The sequence below is a fragment of the Muriicola sp. SD30 genome, assembly GCF_041205185.1.
Taxonomy (GTDB): Bacteria; Bacteroidota; Bacteroidia; order Flavobacteriales; family Flavobacteriaceae; genus Muriicola.
In genome coordinates this window covers 479,129-502,046 of record NZ_JBGEWB010000003.1, presented here as the reverse complement: position 1 = coordinate 502,046, position 22,918 = coordinate 479,129, and the positions used below count along the sequence as shown (strand labels likewise).

At 41.5% G+C, this 22,918-nt stretch carries 25 protein-coding genes; 12 read left to right on the top strand and 13 right to left on the bottom strand.

The features are described from left to right. Positions 1-16: 16 nt before the first annotated feature. The 12 genes from AB8P51_RS11295 to AB8P51_RS11240 all read left to right on the top strand — a co-directional run bounded on the left by AB8P51_RS11295 (position 17) and on the right by AB8P51_RS11240 (position 9,007). A complete protein-coding gene (locus AB8P51_RS11295; RefSeq protein ID WP_369748933.1) occupies positions 17-1,216 on the top strand; it encodes a di-heme oxidoredictase family protein in 1,200 nt (399 codons plus the stop codon). Next, positions 1,217-1,657, top strand: coding sequence for a ubiquinol-cytochrome c reductase iron-sulfur subunit (locus tag AB8P51_RS11290; RefSeq protein ID WP_369748932.1), 441 nt, complete (start codon positions 1,217-1,219; stop codon positions 1,655-1,657). It begins immediately after the preceding gene. After that, entirely contained in the window at positions 1,647-2,861 is a 1,215-nt protein-coding gene (locus AB8P51_RS11285; protein ID WP_369748931.1) for a hypothetical protein, read from the top strand. The genes AB8P51_RS11290 and AB8P51_RS11285 overlap by 11 nt, the downstream gene beginning before the upstream one ends. A 154-nt stretch (positions 2,862-3,015) precedes the next feature. Then, positions 3,016-3,387, top strand: a complete 372-nt coding sequence (locus AB8P51_RS11280; protein WP_369748930.1) for an ArsR/SmtB family transcription factor — start codon at positions 3,016-3,018, stop codon at positions 3,385-3,387. A gap of 12 nt (positions 3,388-3,399) precedes the next feature. Next, complete coding sequence (gene merTP / locus AB8P51_RS11275; RefSeq protein WP_369748929.1) at positions 3,400-4,023, top strand: mercuric transport protein MerTP; 624 nt, start codon at positions 3,400-3,402, stop codon at positions 4,021-4,023. Then, positions 4,024-5,370, top strand: a complete 1,347-nt coding sequence (locus tag AB8P51_RS11270) for an NAD(P)/FAD-dependent oxidoreductase (RefSeq protein WP_369748928.1) — start codon at positions 4,024-4,026, stop codon at positions 5,368-5,370. It begins immediately after the preceding gene. Positions 5,371-5,379: 9 nt separating this feature from the next. Further along, entirely contained in the window at positions 5,380-5,589 is a 210-nt protein-coding gene (locus tag AB8P51_RS11265) for a GDCCVxC domain-containing (seleno)protein (RefSeq protein ID WP_369748927.1), read from the top strand. Between the two features lie 66 nt (positions 5,590-5,655). Continuing rightward, positions 5,656-6,018 (top strand): metal-sensitive transcriptional regulator, encoded by a 363-nt coding sequence (locus AB8P51_RS11260; protein WP_369748926.1) that lies wholly within the window; start codon positions 5,656-5,658, stop codon positions 6,016-6,018. A 157-nt stretch (positions 6,019-6,175) separates the two neighbouring features. After that, a complete protein-coding gene (locus tag AB8P51_RS11255) occupies positions 6,176-6,448 on the top strand; it encodes a thioredoxin family protein (protein WP_369748925.1) in 273 nt (90 codons plus the stop codon). Between the two features lie 15 nt (positions 6,449-6,463). Further along, entirely contained in the window at positions 6,464-7,333 is an 870-nt protein-coding gene (locus AB8P51_RS11250) for a hypothetical protein (RefSeq protein WP_369748924.1), read from the top strand. 29 nt (positions 7,334-7,362) lie between these two features. Further along, positions 7,363-7,848: a heavy-metal-associated domain-containing protein gene (locus tag AB8P51_RS11245; RefSeq protein WP_369748923.1), complete on the top strand. Its 486-nt coding sequence runs from the start codon at positions 7,363-7,365 to the stop codon at positions 7,846-7,848. A gap of 439 nt (positions 7,849-8,287) precedes the next feature. After that, positions 8,288-9,007, top strand: coding sequence for a hypothetical protein (locus AB8P51_RS11240; RefSeq protein ID WP_369748922.1), 720 nt, complete (start codon positions 8,288-8,290; stop codon positions 9,005-9,007). 102 nt (positions 9,008-9,109) lie between these two features. Here the strand turns inward: AB8P51_RS11240 and AB8P51_RS11235 are convergent, their stop codons facing one another. From AB8P51_RS11235 to AB8P51_RS11175, 13 genes are all read right to left on the bottom strand, one after another. Next, entirely contained in the window at positions 9,110-9,634 is a 525-nt protein-coding gene (locus AB8P51_RS11235) for a hypothetical protein (RefSeq protein WP_369748921.1), read from the bottom strand. Between the two features lie 60 nt (positions 9,635-9,694). Then, positions 9,695-10,885 carry a phosphatidylserine/phosphatidylglycerophosphate/cardiolipin synthase family protein gene (locus AB8P51_RS11230; RefSeq protein ID WP_369748920.1) on the bottom strand — a complete coding sequence of 397 codons (1,191 nt, stop codon included), beginning with the start codon at positions 10,883-10,885 and terminating at the stop codon, positions 9,695-9,697. Between the two features lie 2 nt (positions 10,886-10,887). Next, positions 10,888-12,096 (bottom strand): MFS transporter, encoded by a 1,209-nt coding sequence (locus AB8P51_RS11225; RefSeq protein ID WP_369748919.1) that lies wholly within the window; start codon positions 12,094-12,096, stop codon positions 10,888-10,890. Then, positions 12,096-14,246: a copper-translocating P-type ATPase gene (locus AB8P51_RS11220; protein ID WP_369748918.1), complete on the bottom strand. Its 2,151-nt coding sequence runs from the start codon at positions 14,244-14,246 to the stop codon at positions 12,096-12,098. Before AB8P51_RS11220 ends, AB8P51_RS11225 begins: the two co-directional genes overlap by 1 nt. Positions 14,247-14,282: 36 nt before the next feature. Then, positions 14,283-15,425, bottom strand: a complete 1,143-nt coding sequence (locus tag AB8P51_RS11215) for a hypothetical protein (protein WP_119648641.1) — start codon at positions 15,423-15,425, stop codon at positions 14,283-14,285. After that, positions 15,422-16,132: an ABC transporter ATP-binding protein gene (locus AB8P51_RS11210; RefSeq protein ID WP_119648640.1), complete on the bottom strand. Its 711-nt coding sequence runs from the start codon at positions 16,130-16,132 to the stop codon at positions 15,422-15,424. The genes AB8P51_RS11215 and AB8P51_RS11210 overlap by 4 nt, the downstream gene beginning before the upstream one ends. Positions 16,133-16,143: 11 nt before the next feature. Beyond that, positions 16,144-17,373 carry an FtsX-like permease family protein gene (locus AB8P51_RS11205; protein WP_129759431.1) on the bottom strand — a complete coding sequence of 410 codons (1,230 nt, stop codon included), beginning with the start codon at positions 17,371-17,373 and terminating at the stop codon, positions 16,144-16,146. A gap of 100 nt (positions 17,374-17,473) precedes the next feature. Next, positions 17,474-18,685, bottom strand: coding sequence for an FtsX-like permease family protein (locus AB8P51_RS11200; RefSeq protein ID WP_119648638.1), 1,212 nt, complete (start codon positions 18,683-18,685; stop codon positions 17,474-17,476). Continuing rightward, complete coding sequence (locus AB8P51_RS11195) at positions 18,686-19,453, bottom strand: outer membrane lipoprotein-sorting protein (RefSeq protein WP_203583834.1); 768 nt, start codon at positions 19,451-19,453, stop codon at positions 18,686-18,688. Between the two features lie 113 nt (positions 19,454-19,566). Further along, entirely contained in the window at positions 19,567-19,860 is a 294-nt protein-coding gene (locus AB8P51_RS11190; protein WP_369748917.1) for a phosphoribosylpyrophosphate synthetase, read from the bottom strand. A gap of 7 nt (positions 19,861-19,867) precedes the next feature. Further along, positions 19,868-20,512, bottom strand: a complete 645-nt coding sequence (locus tag AB8P51_RS11185) for a hypothetical protein (RefSeq protein WP_099543713.1) — start codon at positions 20,510-20,512, stop codon at positions 19,868-19,870. Continuing rightward, a complete protein-coding gene (locus AB8P51_RS11180) occupies positions 20,509-21,402 on the bottom strand; it encodes a ribose-phosphate pyrophosphokinase (RefSeq protein ID WP_369748916.1) in 894 nt (297 codons plus the stop codon). Before AB8P51_RS11180 ends, AB8P51_RS11185 begins: the two co-directional genes overlap by 4 nt. Positions 21,403-21,409: 7 nt before the next feature. Beyond that, positions 21,410-22,912 (bottom strand): thymidine phosphorylase family protein, encoded by a 1,503-nt coding sequence (locus tag AB8P51_RS11175; RefSeq protein ID WP_369748915.1) that lies wholly within the window; start codon positions 22,910-22,912, stop codon positions 21,410-21,412. Positions 22,913-22,918 lie beyond the last annotated feature (6 nt).

Below are 22,918 nucleotides of genomic sequence, written 5' to 3'. Positions count from 1 at the left end.
ATATATTTTTATAGTAATGTCTAAAATAATTTATATTTTTATTGGGATCTCTTTACTTCTGCTTTGTGGCTGTGAAAAATTGGGACCCGAGGAACCTATGGAATTTGAGCTGTTGGATGGACCTATCGATGGCCTGTCCATAAGCGAGCAAAAACGGTTTTTAGCTGGCGACATAGCTTTTAACGATGACGTCTTTACCGTTGAAAATGGCCTTGGCCCATTATTTGTCGGGACTAGCTGCGTTAGCTGCCATTCAGGGGATGGCAAGGGCCATCCTTTCAACCAACTTATCAGGTTTGGCAACAATGATGTGGTCCTACCCTCAATGCCAACTATCGGCGATGGCAGGAACCAAATTCAAAATAAGGCCATACCAGGTTTTGAGCCTGAAACCGTGCCCGATGGTGTGCCCTTTTCTATTTTGGTGGCCCCTGCAGTCACTGGATTGGGCCTGTTGGATGCAGTTCCTGATGGGGATATTCTGGCCTTGGCCGACCCAATGGATGAGGATGGAGATGGAATTAGCGGAAGGCCCCACTATAATATTCCTCCTGAATTCACTGAAATCCGGGAAAATAGTGTTTCACTTGGAGACAATTACATCTTCAGGTTTGGTAAGAAGGCCAATAGCTATGATTTGTTGCACCAGACCGTAGGTGCGTATAATCAAGATATAGGCATAACCTCTCTTTTTGATCCCATTGACCCCTTCAGCGGTCTTGAAGAAGATCCAGAGATAAGTACCCAGACTTTGAATGACGTGGTATTTTACCTTAAAACTCTTAAAGCTCCTATTCCTAGAAACCAGACAGATCCGGATGTTATAGCCGGAAAAGAGCTTTTCCAATCCATACAATGTGCAGCTTGTCACACACCGACCCTGACAACAGGGTTTTCTCCCATTGAATCTTTGTCCTTTAAGGAATTCCATCCCTATTCGGATTTATTGTTACATGATATGGGCCCTGGTCTTGATGATGGATTCACAGAGGGCAACGTTGAGACTTCTGAATGGAGAACTCCACCGCTATGGGGAATCGGCCTGTCCGCCAATTCCCAAGGCGGACAAATATTCCTGTTACATGACGGAAGGGCTTCAAGTATTGAGGAAGCTATAGAAATGCATGGCGGTGAGGCAAATAATTCAAAGGCTCAGTACCTCTCATTAACGCCAGAAGAAAAGTCACAATTGGTACAATTCATTAACTCCCTATAAATGCGCAGGAAAGATTTCATCAAACGTTTGGGATATCTAACCACAGCTCTCCCGGCTTCCTCCTTTTTGCTCCACAGCTGTGCTGGCCTATACTATGCGTCCTTCGCTGAGGAAGAGGGAATGTTGAGAATATCAAAAGGTGAGTTTAAACAGATAAAAGGAGGAAAACAAAATGAACGCGATTTTGTGGTCATTCAGAGCGGTTCCATGCAATATCCCATCGGCGTATTCAAAACTCCGAACCAAGGCTTTACTGCCAGTTTAATGCAATGTACCCATAGAGGCTGTGAACTCAACATTGGCGGGGGCATATATAACTGTCCATGTCATGGCAGTGAATTTGACCGCTTGGGTCAGGTTATGCAAGGGCCCGCGGAAGAAAACCTGAAGTCATTCCCAATAACAACCGATAATGAACATATCTATATACATGTCTCCTAAAATATACACTGCCCTTTTCTTATTGAATATTTGCGTTTCGACCATCAGCGCCCAAATCAGCGATAAAGACAGTATCAAGGCATCAATGAATATGGATGCAGTCTATGACCGCCCATTTTTGACTTTCGACAAATTTCCTGTCAATCTAGGTGGTTATCTGGAGGCGAACTCAATCTATAGCATTAAGGATGGATTGTCAGAAGGGTTATCTTTTCAGGCCAGGAGATTGACTCTTTTCGTTTCGGCATCCATATCGAAGCGCATTAAGTTTTTGACTGAGTTGGAATTTGAAAACGGAACCGAGGAAATCGCCATCGAATTTGCCTCAATGGATATCGCCTTACATCCCTTGCTCAATCTTCGAGGTGGAATTGTATTGAATCCCATCGGCTCATTTAATCAAAATCATGACGGTCCGAAATGGGAATTCGTGGAGCGACCGGATGTTAGCACCAATTTGTTGCCCGCCACTTTCTCCAATGCCGGATTTGGCATATATGGAAAGACGTATAAGGGAGATTGGACTTTGGGATATGAAGCGTATCTAACCAATGGTTTTGACACTAGCATTATCAATAACGAAGAAGAAAGGACTTCTTTAGTGGCTGTCAAGGAAAATTCTGCGCGATTTGAAGATAATTTTAGTGGGAGCCCGCTCTTAAATGGAAAATTGGCAATTAAACATCGTAAAGTAGGAGAACTGGGCATCTCTTATATGGGAGGCACATACAACAGGGAAGAAATAGATGGACTTCAAGTTGACACTGAATCAAGGCGGGTCGATGTACTGGCTTTAGACCTAAATACGACCATCAACAAAACCGGAACAAGGCTCGTAGGTGAGATGGCCTACATTTGGATAGGGGTACCGGATACCTTCACACAGCAATTTGGAAATCAACAGGCGGGCTTTTTTGTCGACATTATCCAACCGGTGTTAAAAACGAAAATATTGGATTGGGAAGATGCGATATTGAACCTTTCGCTCAGGACGGATTATGTGGATTACAATATCGGCAGGTTTGCCCAGACCAATACGGATATTGGCGATGACCTATTCGCTTTGACCCCTGCCTTGAGCTTCAGGCCGTCACCCCAGACCGTTCTAAGGATTAACTATCGATACCAATGGCAGCAGGATATTTTAAACAATCCTGCCTCAAAAACTGCAACATGGTATTTTGGGATCAGCACCTATTTTTAAAGTGATATCCTATTTATCAACTTAAATCCGCCTGATTTCAAAGCAGTCATATCGCGCTTGAACAATGTATTCAAGTGTAACAACAAAATATATTTAAGTATTTGCTTAAATAATTTAATAATGATATATTTGTTGCCACTTCAAATCAAAATAGATGAGCTTGGAAATAATTTGTACACGGAACGAAGCAGACAAGAAGCAAATATCCCGTTGCAAGGAAACCATTGAGAATTCTTCGGACAGTTTTAAGTCGATGAGCAAAATTCTGGCGCTGGCAGGAAGTGAGGTACGGTTAAAAATTCTATTTCTTTTGAACATAGAAAAAGAACTTTGCCCTTGCGATATTGCTGACATTCTTGAAATGAGTGTTCCTGCCGTATCCCAACATATCCGTAAAATGAAGGATGCAGGAATTATTTTATCGAGACGTGAGGGGCAAACATTATATTATTCGCTGGTAAAGAGTGAGGACAATGTTTTGAATGGAATTTTCAATTCAATTTCAGCAAGAAAGAAAACAGCTTAGAAAGTTTACATTATGGCACCGAATAAAACCTTAAACACCGCGGCCTATACCGGCATTTTTACCGCAGTTGCAGCATCAATATGTTGTATAACCCCTGTCTTGGCATTAATTGCTGGAACAAGCGGAATTGCATCTACCTTTTCTTGGGTCGAGCCATTTAGACCCTACCTTATCGGCTTGACCATTATTGTCTTGGTGTTTGCCTGGTATCAGAAACTACGACCGAAAACACAGGAAGAAATAGATTGCGCCTGTGAAGATGATTCGAAACCATCATTTTGGCAATCCACACGGTTCTTATTGATAGTAACACTATTCGCCGCATTGATGCTGGCCTTCCCGTACTATTCCAACCTTTTTTATGCACAACCCACCAAGGATATCGTCTATGTCTCTCAATCCAATATCGAAAAGCAGACTTTTGAAGTCGCTGGAATGACCTGTGCAGGCTGTGAGGCACACGTAGAAAACGAAGTCAATAAGCTGGATGGAATTATTTCGGTCAAAGCCAGCTACGAAAATGCCAATACCATAGTGGAATTTGACAAGACCAAAACCGGTTTGCCTGCAATCCGAAAAGCTATAGAAAGCACCGGCTTTAAAGTTGTCGAGAAAACCACTAAAGAAAATAAGTAGATGAAAAAATATGATGTTTTCATTATTGGTTCGGGTATGTCAGGTATGACAATCGCCAATAAATGCGCTTCAAAAGGTCTTTCGGTGGGCATTACAGATGAACTGCCTTATGGTGGCACCTGTGCCCTACGAGGCTGTGACCCAAAAAAAGTGATTATCGGTGCCACGGAAGTACGCGACTTTGCTAAAAGACTTAAAGGGAAAGGCATTGATACCATTCTTGATATCAACTGGAAGGATATAATTGTGTTCAAACAGACCTTTGTCGATGAAATGCCGAAGAAAATAGAAAAAGGGTATGAGAAGAACGGCATAGATACCTTTCACAGTTCCGCTACGTTTATAAATGAAAATACCTTAAGTGTAGGTGACGAGACCATTCAAGCTGATAAAGTTGTAATTGCGTCAGGTTCAAAACCAAAAGTTTTAGACTTTGATGACGGACAGCTTGCTCAAACGAGTACGGATTTCCTAAACCTAAAGGAATTACCAGAATCCTTGCTTTTCATCGGTGGTGGATATATTGCTTTTGAATTCGCTCATATTGCCGCACGTTCCGGTGCCGAGGTAACGATAGTACATCGAGGTAAACGTCCGTTGGAAAACTTTGACCGGGATATTGTAAAACATTTGGTCGCTGCCACACGTAATTTAGGTATCAAGCTTGTTCTTGAAACCGAAGTCTCTAAAATTGAACGTAAAGATGGCAACTACATAACCACAGGAATTTCAAACGGAAAGGAAACTAATTACAAATCGGCAGCAGTATTTAATTCCGCTGGTCGTCCCCCAGCCATTTTTGATTTAGAATTGGAAAAAGCAGGTATATCCTTCTCAAAAAAGGGCATAGAGGTCAACGAATACCTTCAGAGCACATCGAACGCGAACATATATGCAGCTGGCGATGCAGCGAATTCAAGAGGATTGCCCCTAACACCCGTAGCTGTATTGGAAGGACACGTCGTGGCTTCAAATATCATCAAGGGGAACCAGAAAAAAGTCAATTATCCCCCAATGCCTTCCGTGGTTTTTACTTTGCCCACTATGGCAACCGTTGGCCTATTGGAAGATGAAGCCAAAGAAAAGGGATATGATGTCAATGTCAATTTTGAAAAAGTGGATAATTGGTTCAATGCGAGACGCCTGAATGTGGATGAGTATGCCTTTAAAACAATCGTCGATAAAAATAACAATACCATTTTGGGCGCGCATCTTATTGGACCTTACTGTGAAGAAACAATAAATCTTTTTGCAATGGCGATAAAGGCCAAGATGACCATAAGCGATTTAAGGACAATGATATTTTCATACCCTACAATGGCATTCGACCTAACCTATATGCTCTAACTATTATTTATGGAAACTACTATATTAAAATCCACGATTACCTGCCCTGAATGCGGCCACAAAAAGGCAGAAGAAATGCCAACCACGGCCTGTCAATTCTTTTATGAATGTGATAATTGCAAACAAATACTAAAACCAAAAGAAGGCCATTGCTGCGTATTCTGTTCTTACGGAACTGTGGCCTGTCCACCTATTCAGGAAGGTTTAAAATGTTGCTAATAAAATTGGAAAAATATTTGGAGACCACCCTACGAGCATACTTACATTGCAATAAAATTTTAATCAATGATACCACGGGATTTAAGTAAGGACATAAAAACAAGGTTACAAAGTATCAATGGGCAACTTAGCGGCCTCATTAAAATGCTGGACGAGGATACCGACCCTGAAAAGATACTGATACAGTTCAAAGCAGCACAAAAGGGTTTGGACAAGGCCCATTTCCTGTTACTGGACGAAACTTACAGAAAAGCCTTGGCAATCAAGATTTCAGAAACCGTGGAAGCTTGTCCTGGAGATTGTGGTAATGAAGACCGTATTGAATTTATACGGAAACAGTTCCCTGATTTGGAGCTGGACAGTCTTACCGACAAAATGAAAGAAATTGCCATGCTCAAATCCAAATTGGAAGACTTTAACGAAGAATAGAACTCGCGAAAAAACAACCCCCGTTTGATGGCCCAAAACTATGGGTCATTTTTTTTTGAAATATTATTTGGAGACCACCCCAGGCACCCACCTACCTTTGTACCGTGCTTAATTGATAAGCCATTATAAATGAAATATTAATAAAAAAAAAGAGATTATGAAACGTCAAGTAGAAGTCTTTACAGCCAACTGCCCCGTATGTGACCCAGTGGTTAAAATGATTGAGGAACTGGCCTGTGATGAATGTGAAGTAACAACATACGATTTGGTAAAACAATGCGATGATAAGACGTGTCTTACCAAGATGAACGAATACGGGGTCAACAAAATACCTGCCGTGGCAGTAAATGGAAAATTGCTCGAATGCTGTAAGGATTCAGCGATTTCCAAGGAAAAATTGATGGAAGCCGGAATAGGGCAATCTTTATAAAATACCTAGATAACCATGTGCTTCAAAAAATTTATATCGCTATCAAGAAATATCAAGTATTCGGCAACAATAGGGTTATTGCTTATAGCGGGAACAGCGATGGCCCAGGGCCACGGGCCGCTTTACGGCCTGCAGACACCGACCCTTGCAAAGGGTGGTGTCGATTTGAACGTGGCCGGTATGAGCCTAGGTACGGAAAACGAAACTTCGTATATGCTACGCTACTTGTTCTCCTATGGTATTACGGAAGATCTACAGGTAAATTTGACAACCCCTACAATGATCGAACGCCATGACAATGCCCCAAGAACACGGGGAAACAGCAATATGCCTGCCAACGGCGATATCGAGGCATCACTTTGGTACCGTTTCTTTTCCAATGCATTCGGAGTGGGCAAGCGTTTCGAGTCCACCGCCATTGTGGGCGTTTCCGCTCCGACTGATAACGAGCGTGGGCAGGTCAATGTGGGCAACTCGGTACACGCCGCCGTTTCAACGGGCTATGCCTCCCGCATATGGTATGCTTGGATAGGGGGAGGATATCAGTACTATTTCAAAAAAAACAACGAACAGCTGGGCGACTTACCCTACGCAAGTGCGGTGGTAGGATATCGCCCCAATATTTTTATGGGCGATTACCCGAAACCTGATTGGCGCATCTTCATCGAATCGCTGGTCGAATTCCCGGGTAATAATAAATATTCGGGGCAACAGGATTATTCCGGTTCGCGGAGTACGAAGGTTTTGGCAGGCCCATCATTTTTGGGACTGTACGGGGCCTGGGGAGTATCGTTCGGGGCTTTGTTTCCGGTTGTACAGGATTTGACACCAGGAACCATAAAGGAAAACTATCGGATAGCGATAAATTTAAGTTACTGGTTATAAATAAAGACAAAATCTAAAAGAGCAAAAAAATGAAGGATATTACAATGTTGGCAATAATTGGGTTATTTGGTATCGGCACATCGCATGCACAGATCACCAAAGTTGACCAAGAAGTATATGGAATGGATTGTGCCCCTTGTGCCTATGGCCTGGAGCGGGGGTTGAAAAAGATGGAAGGTCTTAAATATGTTCGTGTAAGTCTTAACGACGGGAAGGCCTACTTGGAACTGGCAACTGAAAATAAACTCACATTACAAGACATTCAGGAAGAAGTGAAAAAAAATGGATTTTCAGCAAAGAAAGCCCAAATCACCATTTCAGGAACCGTGAAGAAGGAAAACGGGCTGTGGGTAATTGAAACCGGCCAAGAGCTATTTGATATATCGCAGCATTCACCGACTGAACTAGTGCAAGCATTGACTCCTGGAATGGCAACTGTAAGTGGTACGGTAGAAGATGAGGAGGATGGAAACCTTTCGGGCCGATGGGCCATAATACTCACAAAAGTCAAATAAGTTTTTATGAAGTCTTTCGTCAAAATGTTATTGAGCTCCAGTTTGCTTGCTGCCGTTCTTCCCTTGATGTGTTGTTTCATTCCCGCATTGCTTTCGGTGGTGGCCGGATTGGGATTTATAAGTAGAGGTTTTCAATGGGTACACCCCGCTGAGATCTATCTGACCCTATTTTCGGTTGGCAGCCTTGGAGTCGCACACTATAAAAATTTTGAAGGTTCGAAGAGGCTTTGCCGGAGGAAATCGTGCCAAGATGGTAAAATCAATCGTGGTATCAACTCCTGGTCTCTATGGATAATTACATCCCTGGTTTTAATTTCTATGATAGTAAATTTTTGGTATGAATTTTAGAAAGGTGTACATCTTCCCCGTTGTTTTTTTGCTTCTTGTCATATCTAGTTGTAAAAAGGTTAAAAAACAATGGCATTTCGAAAGGAAAATTATGCTACCCATAGAATCCCGTCCCTTGGCATTGGCCAAGGACGGGGAAACCATTTGGTTTTCGGATCCTGATCATTTTCGTTTATATAAAATTGCCATGAATGGGCAGGTATTAGATTCAATCACCGGTATCCAACGGCCAATGAACATACATTTTGACAAGGGAGCACTATATATCCCCGAATTTTTGACCGACACCATCTGGCAATATAAAATGGGAAACTCCCGCCCCTTGAAAATCAATAAACGACCACAGGCCCCGGCCGGTGTTTCGGTATATGGGGATAGTATTCTAATAGCGGATTTTTACAATCATCGGATTCTAGTACAGACACCGAATGAAAGTTTTACCATTGGCAAGCAGGGCCACAAGGAGGGCGAACTGTACTATCCAATAGATGTTAAGCTAAAAGAGGCGAAAGTATATGTAGCGGATGCCTATAACCACAGGGTTCAGGTCTTTGGTTTTGGTGGAAAACACTTAAAGACGATTGGTCTAAATGACCAAATAAACGTGGCCTCTGGTATTGCTTTGAATAGTCAGGAAATAGCGGTAACAGATCAAGAGAACGATCGTGTTTTGATTTATGGCTATGATGGGCAACTGTTTCAAGTTTTGGAAGAAGGGATAAATTATCCTACGGATGTTTTATTGGATATGGAATATCTATACATTACAAATTTTAAGGAGAATTCCATTTCGGTCTATCAAAAGAGGTGACTTGTTTCTGTTGATTCGAGGTTTGAGATGGAGTGCTAAGAAAAAGATGGCCCCTATTTAGCTTCTCCTTTTAATTTAATGGCTCGACCGATGCAAATAATTTTATCTAGCACGTATATATTCTGTGAACTCATAGATTGTACCTTCGGCTGATTCCACTCCCGATTCCCTTCTAACCTGCAGTTGCTGACTCCTTAATTTAACCACCATAAAGGGCTCGTTAACATCCAAATATGAGTGGGTGAGTTTCCCGGATTCATTTAAGTCCCAAGTACCTATTTCAAGAAAGGAGTTGGCTATCTGGCTATGGCATGCAATTTCCCCAATTCCCCAGAAATAAACATTTTCTTCTTGCTGATTTCCTTTTATATAGCGGATAATATCATCTTTTCGGCAATACTCGAATTGTGCAAACGAATCCTCTTTTGGTACTAAAACTCCTAATGAGTCATTTATTTGACCAATATATTGTGCCGTTCTTTTCCAATCTCCTTCTAAATTATCAGCCGTAAATGATAGATTAGCGGATTCTATGGAAGAATTTCCGTCATTCCTGTCGCAAGCGGATAAAGTCATTAAATATAGAGACAACACAAAAAGTGTGCGTTTTAGTTTAATATATGACATGAACTTAAAGTTACTTATTTATTCTACCTTCATTTCCGATAATAAAAAGAATATTGACCACTATAGTCGGAATTTCTCTAAAAACCTTAGGTGTGGCAAAAAAGTCAGGGATAGTATGGTTGTCCTAATGGTCTGATAAGAGAACCAGTGTGCAATCCTATTGAACCCCTTGTTAGACTGTTTTAGCGTGGTATTGGTAACTTCACTGCATTCATTTATCACTTTGTCAAAATCGAGTCTCAGAATTTCCGCAAAATCGGACGAATATACCTCAACGTTCATTTCGATACTGCCATAACAACTAAGACTGTTCAGATTAAATGAGCCTATGGTCGCCCATTTCTTATCCACTACAGCCGCCTTGCCGTGTAGCACTGACCTGTTCCACTCATATACCTGAATGTCGTGTTGAAGAAAGGATGAGTATAAATAGGTAGCCGCTTTGTGTACCAACGGTACATCACTAACCCCAGCCAATACGACTATTATTTTTATACCCTTTTCACTTGCCTTTTTTAGGGCTTTTGCTATCCGCCTTCCAGGTAAAAAATACGAACCTACGATTACTATCTCTTTTTCGGCATGGAGAATGGCATTAGTATAGGCATCACAGACTTCGGTTTTACTTTTAAGCCAGTCGTTTTGTAAGATTCCAACCCTTGCTTTGTTCACCAAATGCAGGACGGGATTTACTTTTTTCGAACTCCGTTGTTTAAAAAAATAATCCTTGCACAGATTCTGTAAATCTACTGCAGCTGGACAATACAACTGCAAGGCATAATCTAGCCAAGGCTCCGATTCAGTTGTGCCGTGGTATTTATCGGCAATATTGATTCCCCCGATGAGTGCTGTTTTTCCGTCGGCAACGACTACTTTGTGATGCATACGCCTACCGAGATAAAAATTGTTCCAAGAGAACAAAGGGGAGAAAAAACGTAGTGAAATACCATGTTGTACCAAATCATGGACATAACTATCTGGAAGCGCAGCACAGCCATAGGCATCCAGTAAGACATACACTTTGACTTTTCGTTGGGCTGCTTTCTTCAGTAGAGCAGCTATGCGATTTCCAGTACTATCGTTTTCAAAAATGTAGGTTTGTAAATGTATTTCCTTTTGCGCCTTTTCAATTATTTTTTCCAAACGATGAAAATAGTCTTTGCCCGAATGGACCAACTCGATATAGTCTTCATTATGGCCCACAACGTGCAATACTTTTTTGATATTATCTTCTGCTGATTTGTGCGTCATCGCTATTTCCTTAAATAGTAAACCAATCCTATTGCAACCAAAACGACCGAGCCTGCAATGACAAAAGGATAGTAAAAGCCTCCGGCGAGCAACCAAGTCCCCAAAATGGGCCCCAGAATCTGTCCAATGCTGTTTGTGGAGCTTTGTATGGAAATGTTTCTTCCCGTATCTTCCTTAGATAACAAAGAGACGGCTGAAAGCAGATTTGGGGTTACCATCGCACCACCACTGGCAAATAGTATTATCATACCATATACAGATAGCTCATTGCGCAAAAAAGGGAATACAATAAGTGAAAGTCCGGTAATCACTAAGCCTAACGTGATTTGCTGTTTCGAGGTCATTATCTTTTCCCCATAAGTAGCAAAAACAGGCTGTAAGACTGCCATCACAGAACCGCAAAGCATAAAGCCAATACCGACTTGACTACTATTGAACGCCAGCTCGTCCTTGCCATAAATGGAAAATACGGTTTCAAACAGGGTCACAACAAATTGCATTACAAAGGATAGCAGCAACAGTATGATAAAATAATTACTAAAAGTAAAATTAAATTTTATCGTTTTTTCTCTGATCTTGGTCACTATTGCCGTGTTCTTCAACCATTTTAGAATAACGAACAATACGATCAAACCCAATACTGCGGCAAAGAAAAATGGAACCGAAAATCGGTCAAAATGAAATACGCCAAAAGAATATTTCAAGTGCACGTTGGTCTGTGATAACAGCCCCCCCAAAACAGGGCCAAAGATAACACCCGAACTGATTGCGACCCCTGACCACGCCATTATTTTGGTCCTGCGCTTTTCCGAGGTTATATCACTTAGATAGGCATTGCTGACGGGAATTACCGAAGAGGTAAATATTCCTCCGATTATACGGGCTACATACAACATGGTGAGCGAAGTTGCCAGACCGGTCAATAGGTTCATTGTTATAAACCCGATAAGCCCAACCAGAATTATGGGCTTACGACCATATTTATCGGAAAGTCTGCCCCACAATATTACAAAAATTAATTGAAATAGAGGATAAATGCTGGTAAGTAACCCAATATGGAAGTTGATTAAATCGGTGTCGAGATTGTCTTTTAAAGCTAATCTTTCGGTATAGTAGGGAAGGGTTGGCAATAAAATACCATAACCCAACATCACTACAAATAAACTCAACAGGATTAAAGATATCCTGTTGAGCTTTTCTTTCTTGTTCATTATTTTTTACCGATTTTTCGCTTTAATAATTGTGCATTAATGGCCACTATAATCGTGCTCAAACTCATAAATACAGCAGCTACGGCTGGTCCCAATACGAATCCAGTTGAATATAGTACACCGGCTGCTAAAGGGATGGCCACGACATTATAACCGGTAGCCCAGATCAGGTTCTGGATCATCTTATTATAGGTGGCTTTGCCAAACAAAATTAAATTAGCAATGTCTTTCGGGTTGCTGTTGACCAGAATAATATCGGCTGTTTCGGCAGCAATATCAGAACCAGAACCTACAGCAACGCCAACATTGGCCTGTGCTAATGCAGGTGCATCATTTACACCATCGCCTGTCATGGCAACAAATTCTCCTTTATCTTGTAGGTCTTTTACAATTTCCACTTTTTGGTGTGGTAAAACTTCTGCATAATAGCCATCCAATCCTAATTTATCGCTTACAGCTTTGGCGGTTTTCTCATTATCACCAGTTGCCATATATACTTTGATATTATTCTTTTTAAAGGTTTTTATAGCCTCAGCCGATTCTGGTCTAATCTCATCAGAGAGTGCAATATAACCTGCTAATTTTCCATCTATCAACACAAATACTACGGTTTCGGCAGCATCGCTATACGCATCATCAGGAATGGCGATCTTTTCGTCACGCAGATAGCCCGGGCTTACTACTTTTATCTCCTTGCCTTCTACATTGGCCTCGACACCTTTTCCAGTTATGGAATTAAATTTTTCAGGCTTTGGAATAGTCACCTTATCTGCTTTTACCTTTTTAATGATACCTACAGCAATAGGATGTTCTGAGCTTTGCTCCAAGGCACTTGCCAGTCGTAAGACTTCAGCTGAAGAATACTTCTTATCTACCGATTCAATTCTAGTAACCCCAAAATCCCCTTTGGTCAAAGTTCCAGTCTTGTCGAATAACAATGCTGATATTTTACGCGATTCTTCAAAGGCTGTTCTATTCCGGATTAACAATCCATTTTGAGCTGAAACTGCAGTTGAAATTGCCACTACCAAAGGAATAGCAAGACCCAATGCGTGTGGACAAGCAATAACCATAACGGTTACCATACGTTCTAAAGCATACACAAATGGAAAGCCTAAAATTAACCAAACTGCAAGTGTTCCAAATCCAATAGCTAAAGCAATATAAGTTAACCATTTTGCAGCCCTATCAGATAGGTTTTGCATCTTGGACTTGGTGCGTTGCGCTTCGTCAACCATCTTTATTACTTTGCTAAGATAGCTGTCTTTTCCGGTATGCTCTACCTTGACTTTTAAGGTGCTATTGCCGTTTATAGCACCACCAATAACCTTATCATCCAGTTCTTTTTTAACAGGTTTGGATTCTCCGGTAAGCATAGATTCATTAAGGTAGCTAGAACCTTCAGTTATCACACCATCTGCTGGAATTTTTTCACCTGGTTTAATTAAGATGATATCATCTTTTATAAGGTCGTCCAACTTTACATCTTGAATGGTATCTCCAACGACTTTATGTGCCTCTGAAGGTAACATGCTTACCAATAATTGTAAGGCTTTTGATGCTCCTAAAACACTCTTCATTTCTATCCAATGCCCCAAAAGCATAATAACGATAAGGGTACTTAATTCCCAAAAGAAGTCTTCGCCCTTGAGTCCGAAAACGGTTGCAGTGCTATAAAAATAAGCAACACTAATGGCCATGGATATTAGCGTCATCATACCAGCACCTTTGGTTTTCATTTCACCATAAAATCCTTTTAAAAATGGCCAAGCACCCCAGAAATAAACAAACGAAGAGAGTGCAAATAGGTAATAAGGATTACCGGGAAGTCGAAAATCATAACCAAAAAATTCCTGGATCATTGGTGAGAAGAACAGAATTGGGATGGTAATTACCAATGATACCCAAAACCGTTTTCTAAAATCCGCAACCATCATTTTATGGTGGTCGTGTCCCGCCATTCCCATTGGTGCATTGCCGTCATGACTGGAATGGTCCATCCCTGCCTCGCCGGCAGGCAGGTTTGAATGGTCTTTTTTGTCATGATTCATTCCTGCCTTGTCGGCAGGCAGGTTCGAGTGGTCTTCTTTATCGTGGTTCATCTTAGAATGGTCCATTTTTTTGTCCTTGTGATCTTTGTGGTTTTCCATGTTTATTAAATTAAGTTTTCTGTATTATTCTATTTTTTAAAAATTCCATTTTAAACGGGTATATATTGTATTGAACAATAAATCAAAATTATTTGTATTTCCAAACAAACTCTGTGAAATAATGGACAAATCAAATTGTTCGCCCATTATGATATTCAGGGACGGGTTTATAAAAACCGCATTATCGGCGGGGGAATACAGAATGTTCATTGCTACGTTTGTTATGGCACTGAATTCATAGGATAGCTGGGCAAAAAGGTTGTGCGTAAAAGGAGACAGGTTTTTTACATCCAGATTTATTGAAACCAAATTTTCAATGGCATTTTGATTCGCCCCGGATGAATTGTAAAAATACGCCCCATACAGGTACAGCGAATTTGGAAGGGCATAGTCCACCGAGACCGAAGAAATAAACGTTCCGGAATCCCCGGCAAAGTTTTGGTAATTCCTAAAATAAGAGAGTTCCGTCTTAAGTCCCGCGTTCCTGATATTTCCCGCCCATCCGGCCCCGGCCACAATATCGCGTTTATAGATCCCTCCGAGCAATTGTATATCGTAATTCCATTTATTGAACTTGTACAGTGCCGCGGCAATCAGTTCATCCGGGTCATCGGTGATCTTTACCGCCATATCCAATGTATAGTCCGTATCCTTAAAATACTGTACTCGCAGGGCATCGCTGCCCGGCCGTTCCTCATAATCGAAATCAATAAAAGAATAGGCGTTGAAAATGTCGTTGGGGTTGAATATCCTGTCCACGCCCCAATTCACCCTTTGCCTACCCAAAGTAACCTGCCAACTGGTACCCTGCCATTGTGCCCAAAAACGGTCCAGGGTTGTGTTTAAGAGAACATCCTTTTTTTCCACAATATTGGCCGAGAGGTCGATTATCCCATCGTCCTCAATCCCGGTCAACAACGGATTGGCCGTAATTTGGTCCCCCACAAACAGCCTGTTCCTTACTTCAATGCCAACTTTCCAACTATCGGACGGATACCACCTGAAGTTGAGCCGGTTATGGAGCAGGGAGTTGGTGGTAATGGAATCCAGATCCGTAAAGGAAGTGGCCTGGAGCCCTTTTACATAACCGTTCAGTTCCCATTTCTTTTCTTCGGCCTGCGCCATTGCCTTGCTGTTGTATAACACTATCAATAATAGGGTATAGAGGTAAAACTTCATTGCCTTGCTAATGCCTGCTCGGTATTTTGTTGTATGTCGGACACTACTTTGCCGTCTTCGAGCGTTATCACCCGCCTCGCTCTTTTTATCACCCGTGGGTCGTGGGTTGAAAAAATAAAAGTGATATGCTCTTCCTTATTTAATTTCAGCATAATATCCAATAAGTTTTCCGCCGATTTTGAATCCAGGTTTGCCGTGGGTTCATCGGCCAGCACAAACCGGGGTTTGGAAGCCAGGGCCCTGGCCACGGCGACCCTTTGTTGCTGCCCGCCTGAAAGTTGTGATGGTTTTGAGCCCGATTTATCTTTTAGGCCAACGGCTTCCAACATTTCTTTTGTTCGGTCCTCACGTTTCTTCGTAGGCCAGTTTTGCAACAGCATTATAAACTCGATATTCTCCTTGGCCGAAAGCACCGGTATCAGGTTATAGGCCTGAAAGACAAAGCCGATGTGCCTTAACCTGAAATCGATCAGTTTGCCCCCGGATAATTTCAGGATGTCGCTGCCATCGATCATTACCGAACCGTTACTGGCATCGTCCAAACCACCGATAACATTTAGTAATGTGGTCTTGCCCGAGCCCGATGGCCCAACAATGGCGGTAAATTCCCCTTTTTCAAAGTTTAGGTTTACCTTATTTAGGGCATACACCGGAATGGTATCCGGATTGTATATCTTGCTTACGTCTTTTGTTTCTATGACATTCATGACTTTTTGTATTAATTTTGTTTGCTAATAGCTTCGTTAGGTTTTAACATTAAGGCCTTTACGGCCGGATAGATGGAAGTGAGCACAGCTGTAAGGATGACCAAAACGGTTATCAACACATAGACCCTGGGTTCCAATGTTGGATAAACAACGTCACTAAAACCCCAACCTGATAAGGCTTCAGAAAACAGGCTCAAGTTGATACCGTTATAACTAAGGATTGAAACGGTAACAAATCCAATAAGCATCCCCACGGCACCGCCCAAAATAGAAAGGTAGGTGGTTTCCACAACAATCATGGTAAATACACGCCGCCTGTTCATTCCAATGGCCATTAATATCCCCAATTCCTTGTAACGTTCCAATATGGACATCAACATGGTATTTACTATCCCAAAGGCAAGTGCAATAAGCACAATTATAGTCATTATAATATCCATTTGGTAAATCATATCGCTGATAAGTTCCAATTCAGGATTTGCCTGCCGCCAATCTTGGACCAATACATCCGGTTGGCTGAATTTTGACTGTAGGAAAGCAAGATAAGTGGCTAATTGTTCAGGTTCTTTGAGCTTAATAACTATCTTGTTGTATTGCCCTTCAATTCCTGCCAGTTTGGTGACATCATAAAGGTCGGCATAAACTAACATTTCCTCATCCCTAGTTTGGGTGGCATTGTATAGGCCTGTAATCCTGAACGTTGAGGATATCAATTCCCCGCTTTTGCCTTCAAAGCCCAATACTACTTTATTCCCTGGTTTTACATTGAGTTTTTTGGCCAGCCTTTCGCCAAGGATAATTGGGTTCCTTACCTTCTGGCTAAGGTATTCCCCAGTAGCCAACCTTGATTTTAGCATTGTGGTTTTTTCTTCTGCCCCGGGCAATATACCTATAAGGATTACATTGGAAGAATTGCCGGCCGAGGCGATGATACCTGATACTTCGGTACGAGCCGTGGCGGCTTTTACTTCATCATCCGTTCTAATTTCCTTCAGTATTCTTTCCCCGTTAGGGATGGTTATGGTCAATTTTTCGTTCTTTATAAAATCGGGGTTCTGGATTTGTATATGCCCGTACTTATATTCAATACCATCCTTTAAGGCTTCCATGTGCAAACTATCCGAAACGGCCAGAATAATAACCGTTGCCCAAATACCAATTGCCAATGAAATGACCACGACCAGGCTTCGGGTCGTGTTCCTCCAGATATTTCTCCATGCTATTTTTAAAAGTGTTTTCATGTGTTTATATTTATTGTTTTTTAACTGTCACATGCGGTTCGCTATTAATCATTCCCTTGGGTGATAACGCTTTTAGCATGCTCGTTTCATCTGTCGATATTTATTTTTTTGATGCCACAGGCTTTAAACTTGAAATCTGATGTATGGCATAAATTGACAATAGGATCGAAATGACAAGTATGATCAGGGTATGTTTTGTGAAAACACCAAAATCGACCGTAGTGGGCATTATGGGGTCAATCCCAAACGATTCCCAACCGTCCGCTACCTTGCCACGAAATTGGATGGGATTTACCTTGAAATAATTAACAATAGGATAGCTCGCTAAAAAACCCAGGACTGCACCAAAAAGTGCCATAAAAAATGTTTCGATCAATACCATAAGCTGCATTACCTTTTTCCGCATACCAATGGACAATAATATTCGTAACTCGGTCATCCGTTCGTGCGCCATCATTATAATGGTGCCGAGAATGCTAAAACTAATAAGTACATAAAGTAGCACTACTATAATGACGCGTAGCGCGTCTATAAGGCCGATGGACTGGGTGAGCATTGGCAACATTTCCTGCCAGGGTTTGACGATAAAATCAGTATTCAGGTTAGGTTTCAAGTTCGCTATAGCCTGTTCCTGGGGTTGGTTTGGCCTCAAAAAGACCGGGATGGAAGTAACCCTGTCATAGGCACCATACAAGAATTGGGCATCCTCAAGTTTTAGTATCACAATATTGTTGTCCAGGTCCGGGGAGCCCAGCCTTATAATGCCGGAAACTTCATATTTATCGGCAGCACTGGCACCGTGATAGCCTTCGCCCACCAGCACCAGGCTGTCCCCGACCGAAATATTCATTTTTTCGGCCAACCCTTTGCCTACCAAAGCCTGATTGTTGGTTTCGCCAAGATAGTTTCCCTGGATGATCTTTTTATCAAAACCTGTTATATTTTTCTCCTTATCGGGATCTATGCCCATTACCAATGTGCCCTTGGTCATCTTATTGGTAGCTGCCAGCGCAACCGATTCCAGGCGGTATGAAAAGCCTTTTATTCCTTCCGTGCCTTCAAGTGCCGTTTCCAGGCTGTCATTTGGCACAAAGGAATTGTGGAGCGATTTATCCTCCCAATACCCTTCCTGCTGAATTTGAAAATGCCCGCTGTACACGCCCACCAGGCTATCTACCATCTGTTTGTTCAGGCCCAGTAGCAGGCTGTCCATTATATTGGCTAAAATTATTGCGAAAACTATGGAAGCTACTGTTATCAGGGTCCTTCGCCTGTTTCTCCATAAGTTTCGCCAGGATAGTTTAATAATCATTTATTTAAGGTTTTTTAGGTTTCTTAAAGAGAAAAAATTATCATCCATAGGTTGGTCAAATGCTATGGATTTATATTCCAAAGTGGTTTTATTGCCAGGTTCATCGGCCGGGGTTATCTCCAAAAGGCTGGTTACGGTGCGGCCTCCCATTGTTTTAATGTTCTTGCCCAACAGGGTGTTTACCAGTTCCCCTTCTTCATCGTAATAGGCCAGTTTCAGGAAAAGGGATTCTTCCACATCTACCCAGGCTTCCACCTTTCCCCAGACCACGGAGGCTTCCTCTTTGGGTTTTAAAAGGATCTTGTAGGCTTCCCTGCCGCTTATTTCTTCCTTCCCTATCAGTATATGGTCGTAATCATTGACCATGGAAGATTGCTTTACCAGATCGTCATTGGTAAAATCGGAGCCCATCCAACTTTGCATCATACTGGATGGCGGAAGCTTTATACTGCGCTCTATACGGGGCACCCAGTTGTAGATCTCGTCCCCCCTTTTCAGGAAGGCCGTTCCCTGGTCCCTTGCCGGACCTGTTATTAAAATCATCATAAGATCGTTTCCCTTTGTCCATAATTTTAAATCTATTTCTCGGGTCCATTTGGGCCGTATGATCTTTAAGGTCATCGTGCTGGAACTGGTCTTGCCGAGTCTTTTGTTGTCGGCTTTTTCTATAATATCCCTGGCGTTGTCCTGGACAGGGGCTGTGCCACTTATAAGGAACAGGGTAATGGTGGCCATGGAAGCAAGTTTGATAAATGATTTAGTTTTCATATGTTGATATTTATTGTTTTTCAATGGTTATATGGAATCGCCTTATATCTTCATTGGTGTTTGCTTTCGCAAACTTGTTGTTAATGGCGATTTCATACTGTTCTATTTAAATGTTATCGTAATTTTTTTCTCATTGCTTCTGAAATGTTTTCAGCATATACGCCATAGGCATCCACCAGAAGGCCCTTAATTCCATTTTTTGATGAAATGGCATAGAGAACGCTATTGTCATCGGTACTGCTCATTCCTTCAAAACGGTACACTTCCTCTACCTGAAAATCTTCGGGACGTATTTCTATTTTGAGCGAAGCACATTCCAAACATTCAGGTTTTAGGTTAAAATCGTATGTATAGCCTTTTCCCTGTAAATCGTTTATCGCTTCTGAAAGTGTGTCGTAGTTGTTCATTTTCGTTCTATTTATAAGTCATTGTAAAATAACTATTGTCTTCTTCTGTAAATTTCTGAAAGGTCAATAAACCATTCCCGTTTAATTTTTCGTTGACGGTATAGTTGAGTTGTTTAATGCGAATTCCCCAGGCATAGGCCTTAATATTTATTTTTGAATTAATGTTGGTTTTGTTGCCCTCTAATGTTCGGTCGTAAATCTTTATGACGCTTTTTGAACCAAAAAAATTCAACAAGCCCGAATCAAAGCTCATTTCCAACTCTATATCTTCAAGGCTGTCCAAATCGTAGAACTCTTTAAATTTTTTAGAGGTGGTATTAATTTCGGTCTCTTTTGATTTTGGGTTTGAAAACGGAAACGCCATTACCATTACACTGGCTTCATCTGGCTTACATCGATAGGTCGTTGTATATTTATCGGTGGATTTTTTGTCTTTATCAAACAATTCCGTAACCACCTTAATTTCATAATAGCCATTTTTCTTTATGGTTTCACCGGCTTCGAATGTTTGTTTGTTTATAAAAGCACCATCTTCATTAAAATTTTCTCGAACGACAACTCTACCTGAAATCTGCCCAATGAGCATTTCAGTTTGTCCATTCATTGTGATGCTGAATAAGATAAATAGTACTATGAAACTTTGTTTTCTCATATATGATGCATTAATTTTTTCACTTCTTTTGCCATTATATCACTTAAATCAATAGCATTTGAAGGATGCGGGATGGTATTGCACGTCACTATTTTTTCCACTCCGGAATCCAATAAATTTTGATAGGCATTTTCGGAAAAAACAGCATGGATACCAATGCATATCGCTGGCTTCATTCCGGCATTTTTCAAATGTTCCGTGGTTTCTATCATAGTCCGGGCCGTAGATATAATATCATCCACCAAAACCGGGGTGGATTCTTTATATTTTTCTACATCGGGTACGGAAACTTCAACATCTCTGTCGCCATGACGAACCTTTTGTAATACGGTAAACGGAACCCCTGCTTTTTTTGCCACATCGGAGACCCATTGCTCGCTTTCGGAATCAGGGCCAATCAGTACAGGATTGTGTATATTTTCCTTGATGTATTTGGAGATGGCATCCGCGGCACGGATGACCCTATTTGGAATATCGTATACCTCGCCCAAAGAACTTATTCTATGCAAATGCGGGTCAATAGTAGTGATGCTATCTGCAAATCCTGAAATCAATTTCCCGAAATAAGAAGAGGTAACCCCTTCCCCCTCGTGAAACACTTTGTCCTGACGCATATATGCCAAATAGGGTGCCACCAAACAGGTGCACATAGCGCCTAATGATTTGGCAGTATGGCTTAAAAAGTAGAGCGGCAACAGTTTCTCGTCTGGTTCGTGCAAGGTGCATACCAGTACCACACATTTATCTTTAACATCAGACAATATGCGTGTGTACGATTCCCCATCTGGAAAATTACGCAAAGTGGCTTTGCCCACTTCAGCATCCATTTTTGTAGCCATTAGTTCTGTGAGTTCTTCATTTCCCGGAAGGCTAAATAATATTGTTTTCATAGTGTGTTTAAATTATAGTTATGATGTCGTTATGGTTGTTTTTATATTCCAATGCATAGTTGAGTTCGCCTTTGGATTCAGCATATATGGTATAGAGCAATTGGTTCTCTTCGATTAGTTCTCCCAAATGCACATTTAGAAGAATCCCTGCCGATTTAGATTGTGGTGCTCCAGAAAGCTTGGCCAGTTTTGCAATTTTACGGTTATCAATTCGTTGCAAAACGCCTGACTTTTCAGCATTAATTTCAATTTTATAAGGTGCTAAAACTGGTTTTGAAAATTGACCTTGCGCCTTACAAATGGCTATGAATTTTTCATATGCTTTTCCAGATTTGAGAATTTTATGTGCGGTTTCCTGTCCCTTTCCATTTTCTACTTTTCCAGAAAGTTCTAATAGTTCAGCGGCTAAAAGCAATGCTCTTTCTGTTAAGTCTTTAGGTGCATCTGCCTCATTTTTCAAAACTTTTAGTATATCGATGGCTTCTAAAGTGGGGCCAATGCCTCTTCCAACGGGCTGTGTGCCATCTGTACTAACTACTTTCACATTCAGCCCAACAGCCTTTCCAACGGTTTCCATATGATTTTTTAGTTTTTCTGCCATTTCGGTACTACGAACCTTCGCGGTTTCTCCCACGGGAATATCAATGACCACGTGTGTGGAACCTGCCGCAGCTTTTTTAGAGAGTACTGAAGCGATGAGTTGCCCTTCGCTATCAATATCCAAGGCTTTTTCTATTTTAATCAGCACATCATCGGCAGGACTTAACTGCGCTGTGCCTCCCCAAACAAAACATCCGCCTTCTTTTTCTACTACGGTCTTTATTTCCTCGGAAGAGAGCGTAACATTGGTCAGTACTTCCATTGTATCTGCTGTGCCGGCTGGCGAAGTGATTGCCCGTGAGGATGTTTTTGGCATAGTAAGACCATACGCGGCAACAATGGCAACTACCAATGGTGTTGTCCTATTGCCAGGCAATCCGCCGATGCAATGTTTGTCGACCACGATATCCTTGTTCCAGTTCAGTTGCTTTCCGGAAGCAATCATTGCTTTCGTTAGGTCGGATATCTCATCAATATCCATTCGGTCGCCAGCACAGGCAGTAATAAATGCCGAAAGGTGGATGTTGGAATAATCGCCTTCCACGATATCGGTTATGATGTTGTTATAGGCCTTATAATCCAGTTTTTTGTTATAGATTTTTGCCCTGACGTGGCTTAAGGATTCAATAGGCTCTAAATGGGAAACATATAATGTATCGTTTGGGGAAACATTGAGTTTTTTCGCGGCAGCATCTGATAGTCCGATTTCATTAGGCAACAGAATATCAGAATTCAGGACATTAAGACTTGCTACGATTGATGTATTTGCATTGGATATTCTTATTCGGGTAAGTGCCTCAAACCCTTCTGAAATACAGACGTGGCAATCTTCGCGCATATACACTACATTTTCGTTTTGGGTATAGATTCCGAGATGTTTGTATTTTAATATGTTTGAGTGTGTGTCCATATTTTA

What these genes read in the sequence shown, in the direction of transcription:
- AB8P51_RS11235 (WP_369748921.1), bottom strand. Translation starts at nt 9,634, where the DNA reads ATGTCATATATTAAACTAAAACGCACACTTTTTGTGTTGTCTCTATAT.
- AB8P51_RS11190 (WP_369748917.1), bottom strand. Translation starts at nt 19,860, where the DNA reads ATGAACAACTACGACACACTTTCAGAAGCGATAAACGATTTACAGGGA.
- AB8P51_RS11205 (WP_129759431.1), bottom strand. Translation starts at nt 17,373, where the DNA reads ATGAAAACACTTTTAAAAATAGCATGGAGAAATATCTGGAGGAACACG.
- AB8P51_RS11185 (WP_099543713.1), bottom strand. Translation starts at nt 20,512, where the DNA reads ATGAGAAAACAAAGTTTCATAGTACTATTTATCTTATTCAGCATCACA.
- AB8P51_RS11175 (WP_369748915.1), bottom strand. Translation starts at nt 22,912, where the DNA reads ATGGACACACACTCAAACATATTAAAATACAAACATCTCGGAATCTAT.
- AB8P51_RS11230 (WP_369748920.1), bottom strand. Translation starts at nt 10,885, where the DNA reads ATGACGCACAAATCAGCAGAAGATAATATCAAAAAAGTATTGCACGTT.
- AB8P51_RS11180 (WP_369748916.1), bottom strand. Translation starts at nt 21,402, where the DNA reads ATGAAAACAATATTATTTAGCCTTCCGGGAAATGAAGAACTCACAGAA.
- AB8P51_RS11215 (WP_119648641.1), bottom strand. Translation starts at nt 15,425, where the DNA reads ATGAAGTTTTACCTCTATACCCTATTATTGATAGTGTTATACAACAGC.
- AB8P51_RS11210 (WP_119648640.1), bottom strand. Translation starts at nt 16,132, where the DNA reads ATGAATGTCATAGAAACAAAAGACGTAAGCAAGATATACAATCCGGAT.
- AB8P51_RS11240 (WP_369748922.1), top strand. Translation starts at nt 8,288, where the DNA reads ATGCTACCCATAGAATCCCGTCCCTTGGCATTGGCCAAGGACGGGGAA.
- AB8P51_RS11245 (WP_369748923.1), top strand. Translation starts at nt 7,363, where the DNA reads ATGAAGGATATTACAATGTTGGCAATAATTGGGTTATTTGGTATCGGC.
- AB8P51_RS11260 (WP_369748926.1), top strand. Translation starts at nt 5,656, where the DNA reads ATGATACCACGGGATTTAAGTAAGGACATAAAAACAAGGTTACAAAGT.
- AB8P51_RS11255 (WP_369748925.1), top strand. Translation starts at nt 6,176, where the DNA reads ATGAAACGTCAAGTAGAAGTCTTTACAGCCAACTGCCCCGTATGTGAC.
- merTP (WP_369748929.1), top strand. Translation starts at nt 3,400, where the DNA reads ATGGCACCGAATAAAACCTTAAACACCGCGGCCTATACCGGCATTTTT.
- AB8P51_RS11250 (WP_369748924.1), top strand. Translation starts at nt 6,464, where the DNA reads ATGTGCTTCAAAAAATTTATATCGCTATCAAGAAATATCAAGTATTCG.
- AB8P51_RS11285 (WP_369748931.1), top strand. Translation starts at nt 1,647, where the DNA reads ATGTCTCCTAAAATATACACTGCCCTTTTCTTATTGAATATTTGCGTT.
- AB8P51_RS11220 (WP_369748918.1), bottom strand. Translation starts at nt 14,246, where the DNA reads ATGGAAAACCACAAAGATCACAAGGACAAAAAAATGGACCATTCTAAG.
- AB8P51_RS11280 (WP_369748930.1), top strand. Translation starts at nt 3,016, where the DNA reads ATGAGCTTGGAAATAATTTGTACACGGAACGAAGCAGACAAGAAGCAA.
- AB8P51_RS11270 (WP_369748928.1), top strand. Translation starts at nt 4,024, where the DNA reads ATGAAAAAATATGATGTTTTCATTATTGGTTCGGGTATGTCAGGTATG.
- AB8P51_RS11295 (WP_369748933.1), top strand. Translation starts at nt 17, where the DNA reads ATGTCTAAAATAATTTATATTTTTATTGGGATCTCTTTACTTCTGCTT.
- AB8P51_RS11195 (WP_203583834.1), bottom strand. Translation starts at nt 19,453, where the DNA reads ATGAAAACTAAATCATTTATCAAACTTGCTTCCATGGCCACCATTACC.
- AB8P51_RS11200 (WP_119648638.1), bottom strand. Translation starts at nt 18,685, where the DNA reads ATGATTATTAAACTATCCTGGCGAAACTTATGGAGAAACAGGCGAAGG.
- AB8P51_RS11225 (WP_369748919.1), bottom strand. Translation starts at nt 12,096, where the DNA reads ATGAACAAGAAAGAAAAGCTCAACAGGATATCTTTAATCCTGTTGAGT.
- AB8P51_RS11290 (WP_369748932.1), top strand. Translation starts at nt 1,217, where the DNA reads ATGCGCAGGAAAGATTTCATCAAACGTTTGGGATATCTAACCACAGCT.
- AB8P51_RS11265 (WP_369748927.1), top strand. Translation starts at nt 5,380, where the DNA reads ATGGAAACTACTATATTAAAATCCACGATTACCTGCCCTGAATGCGGC.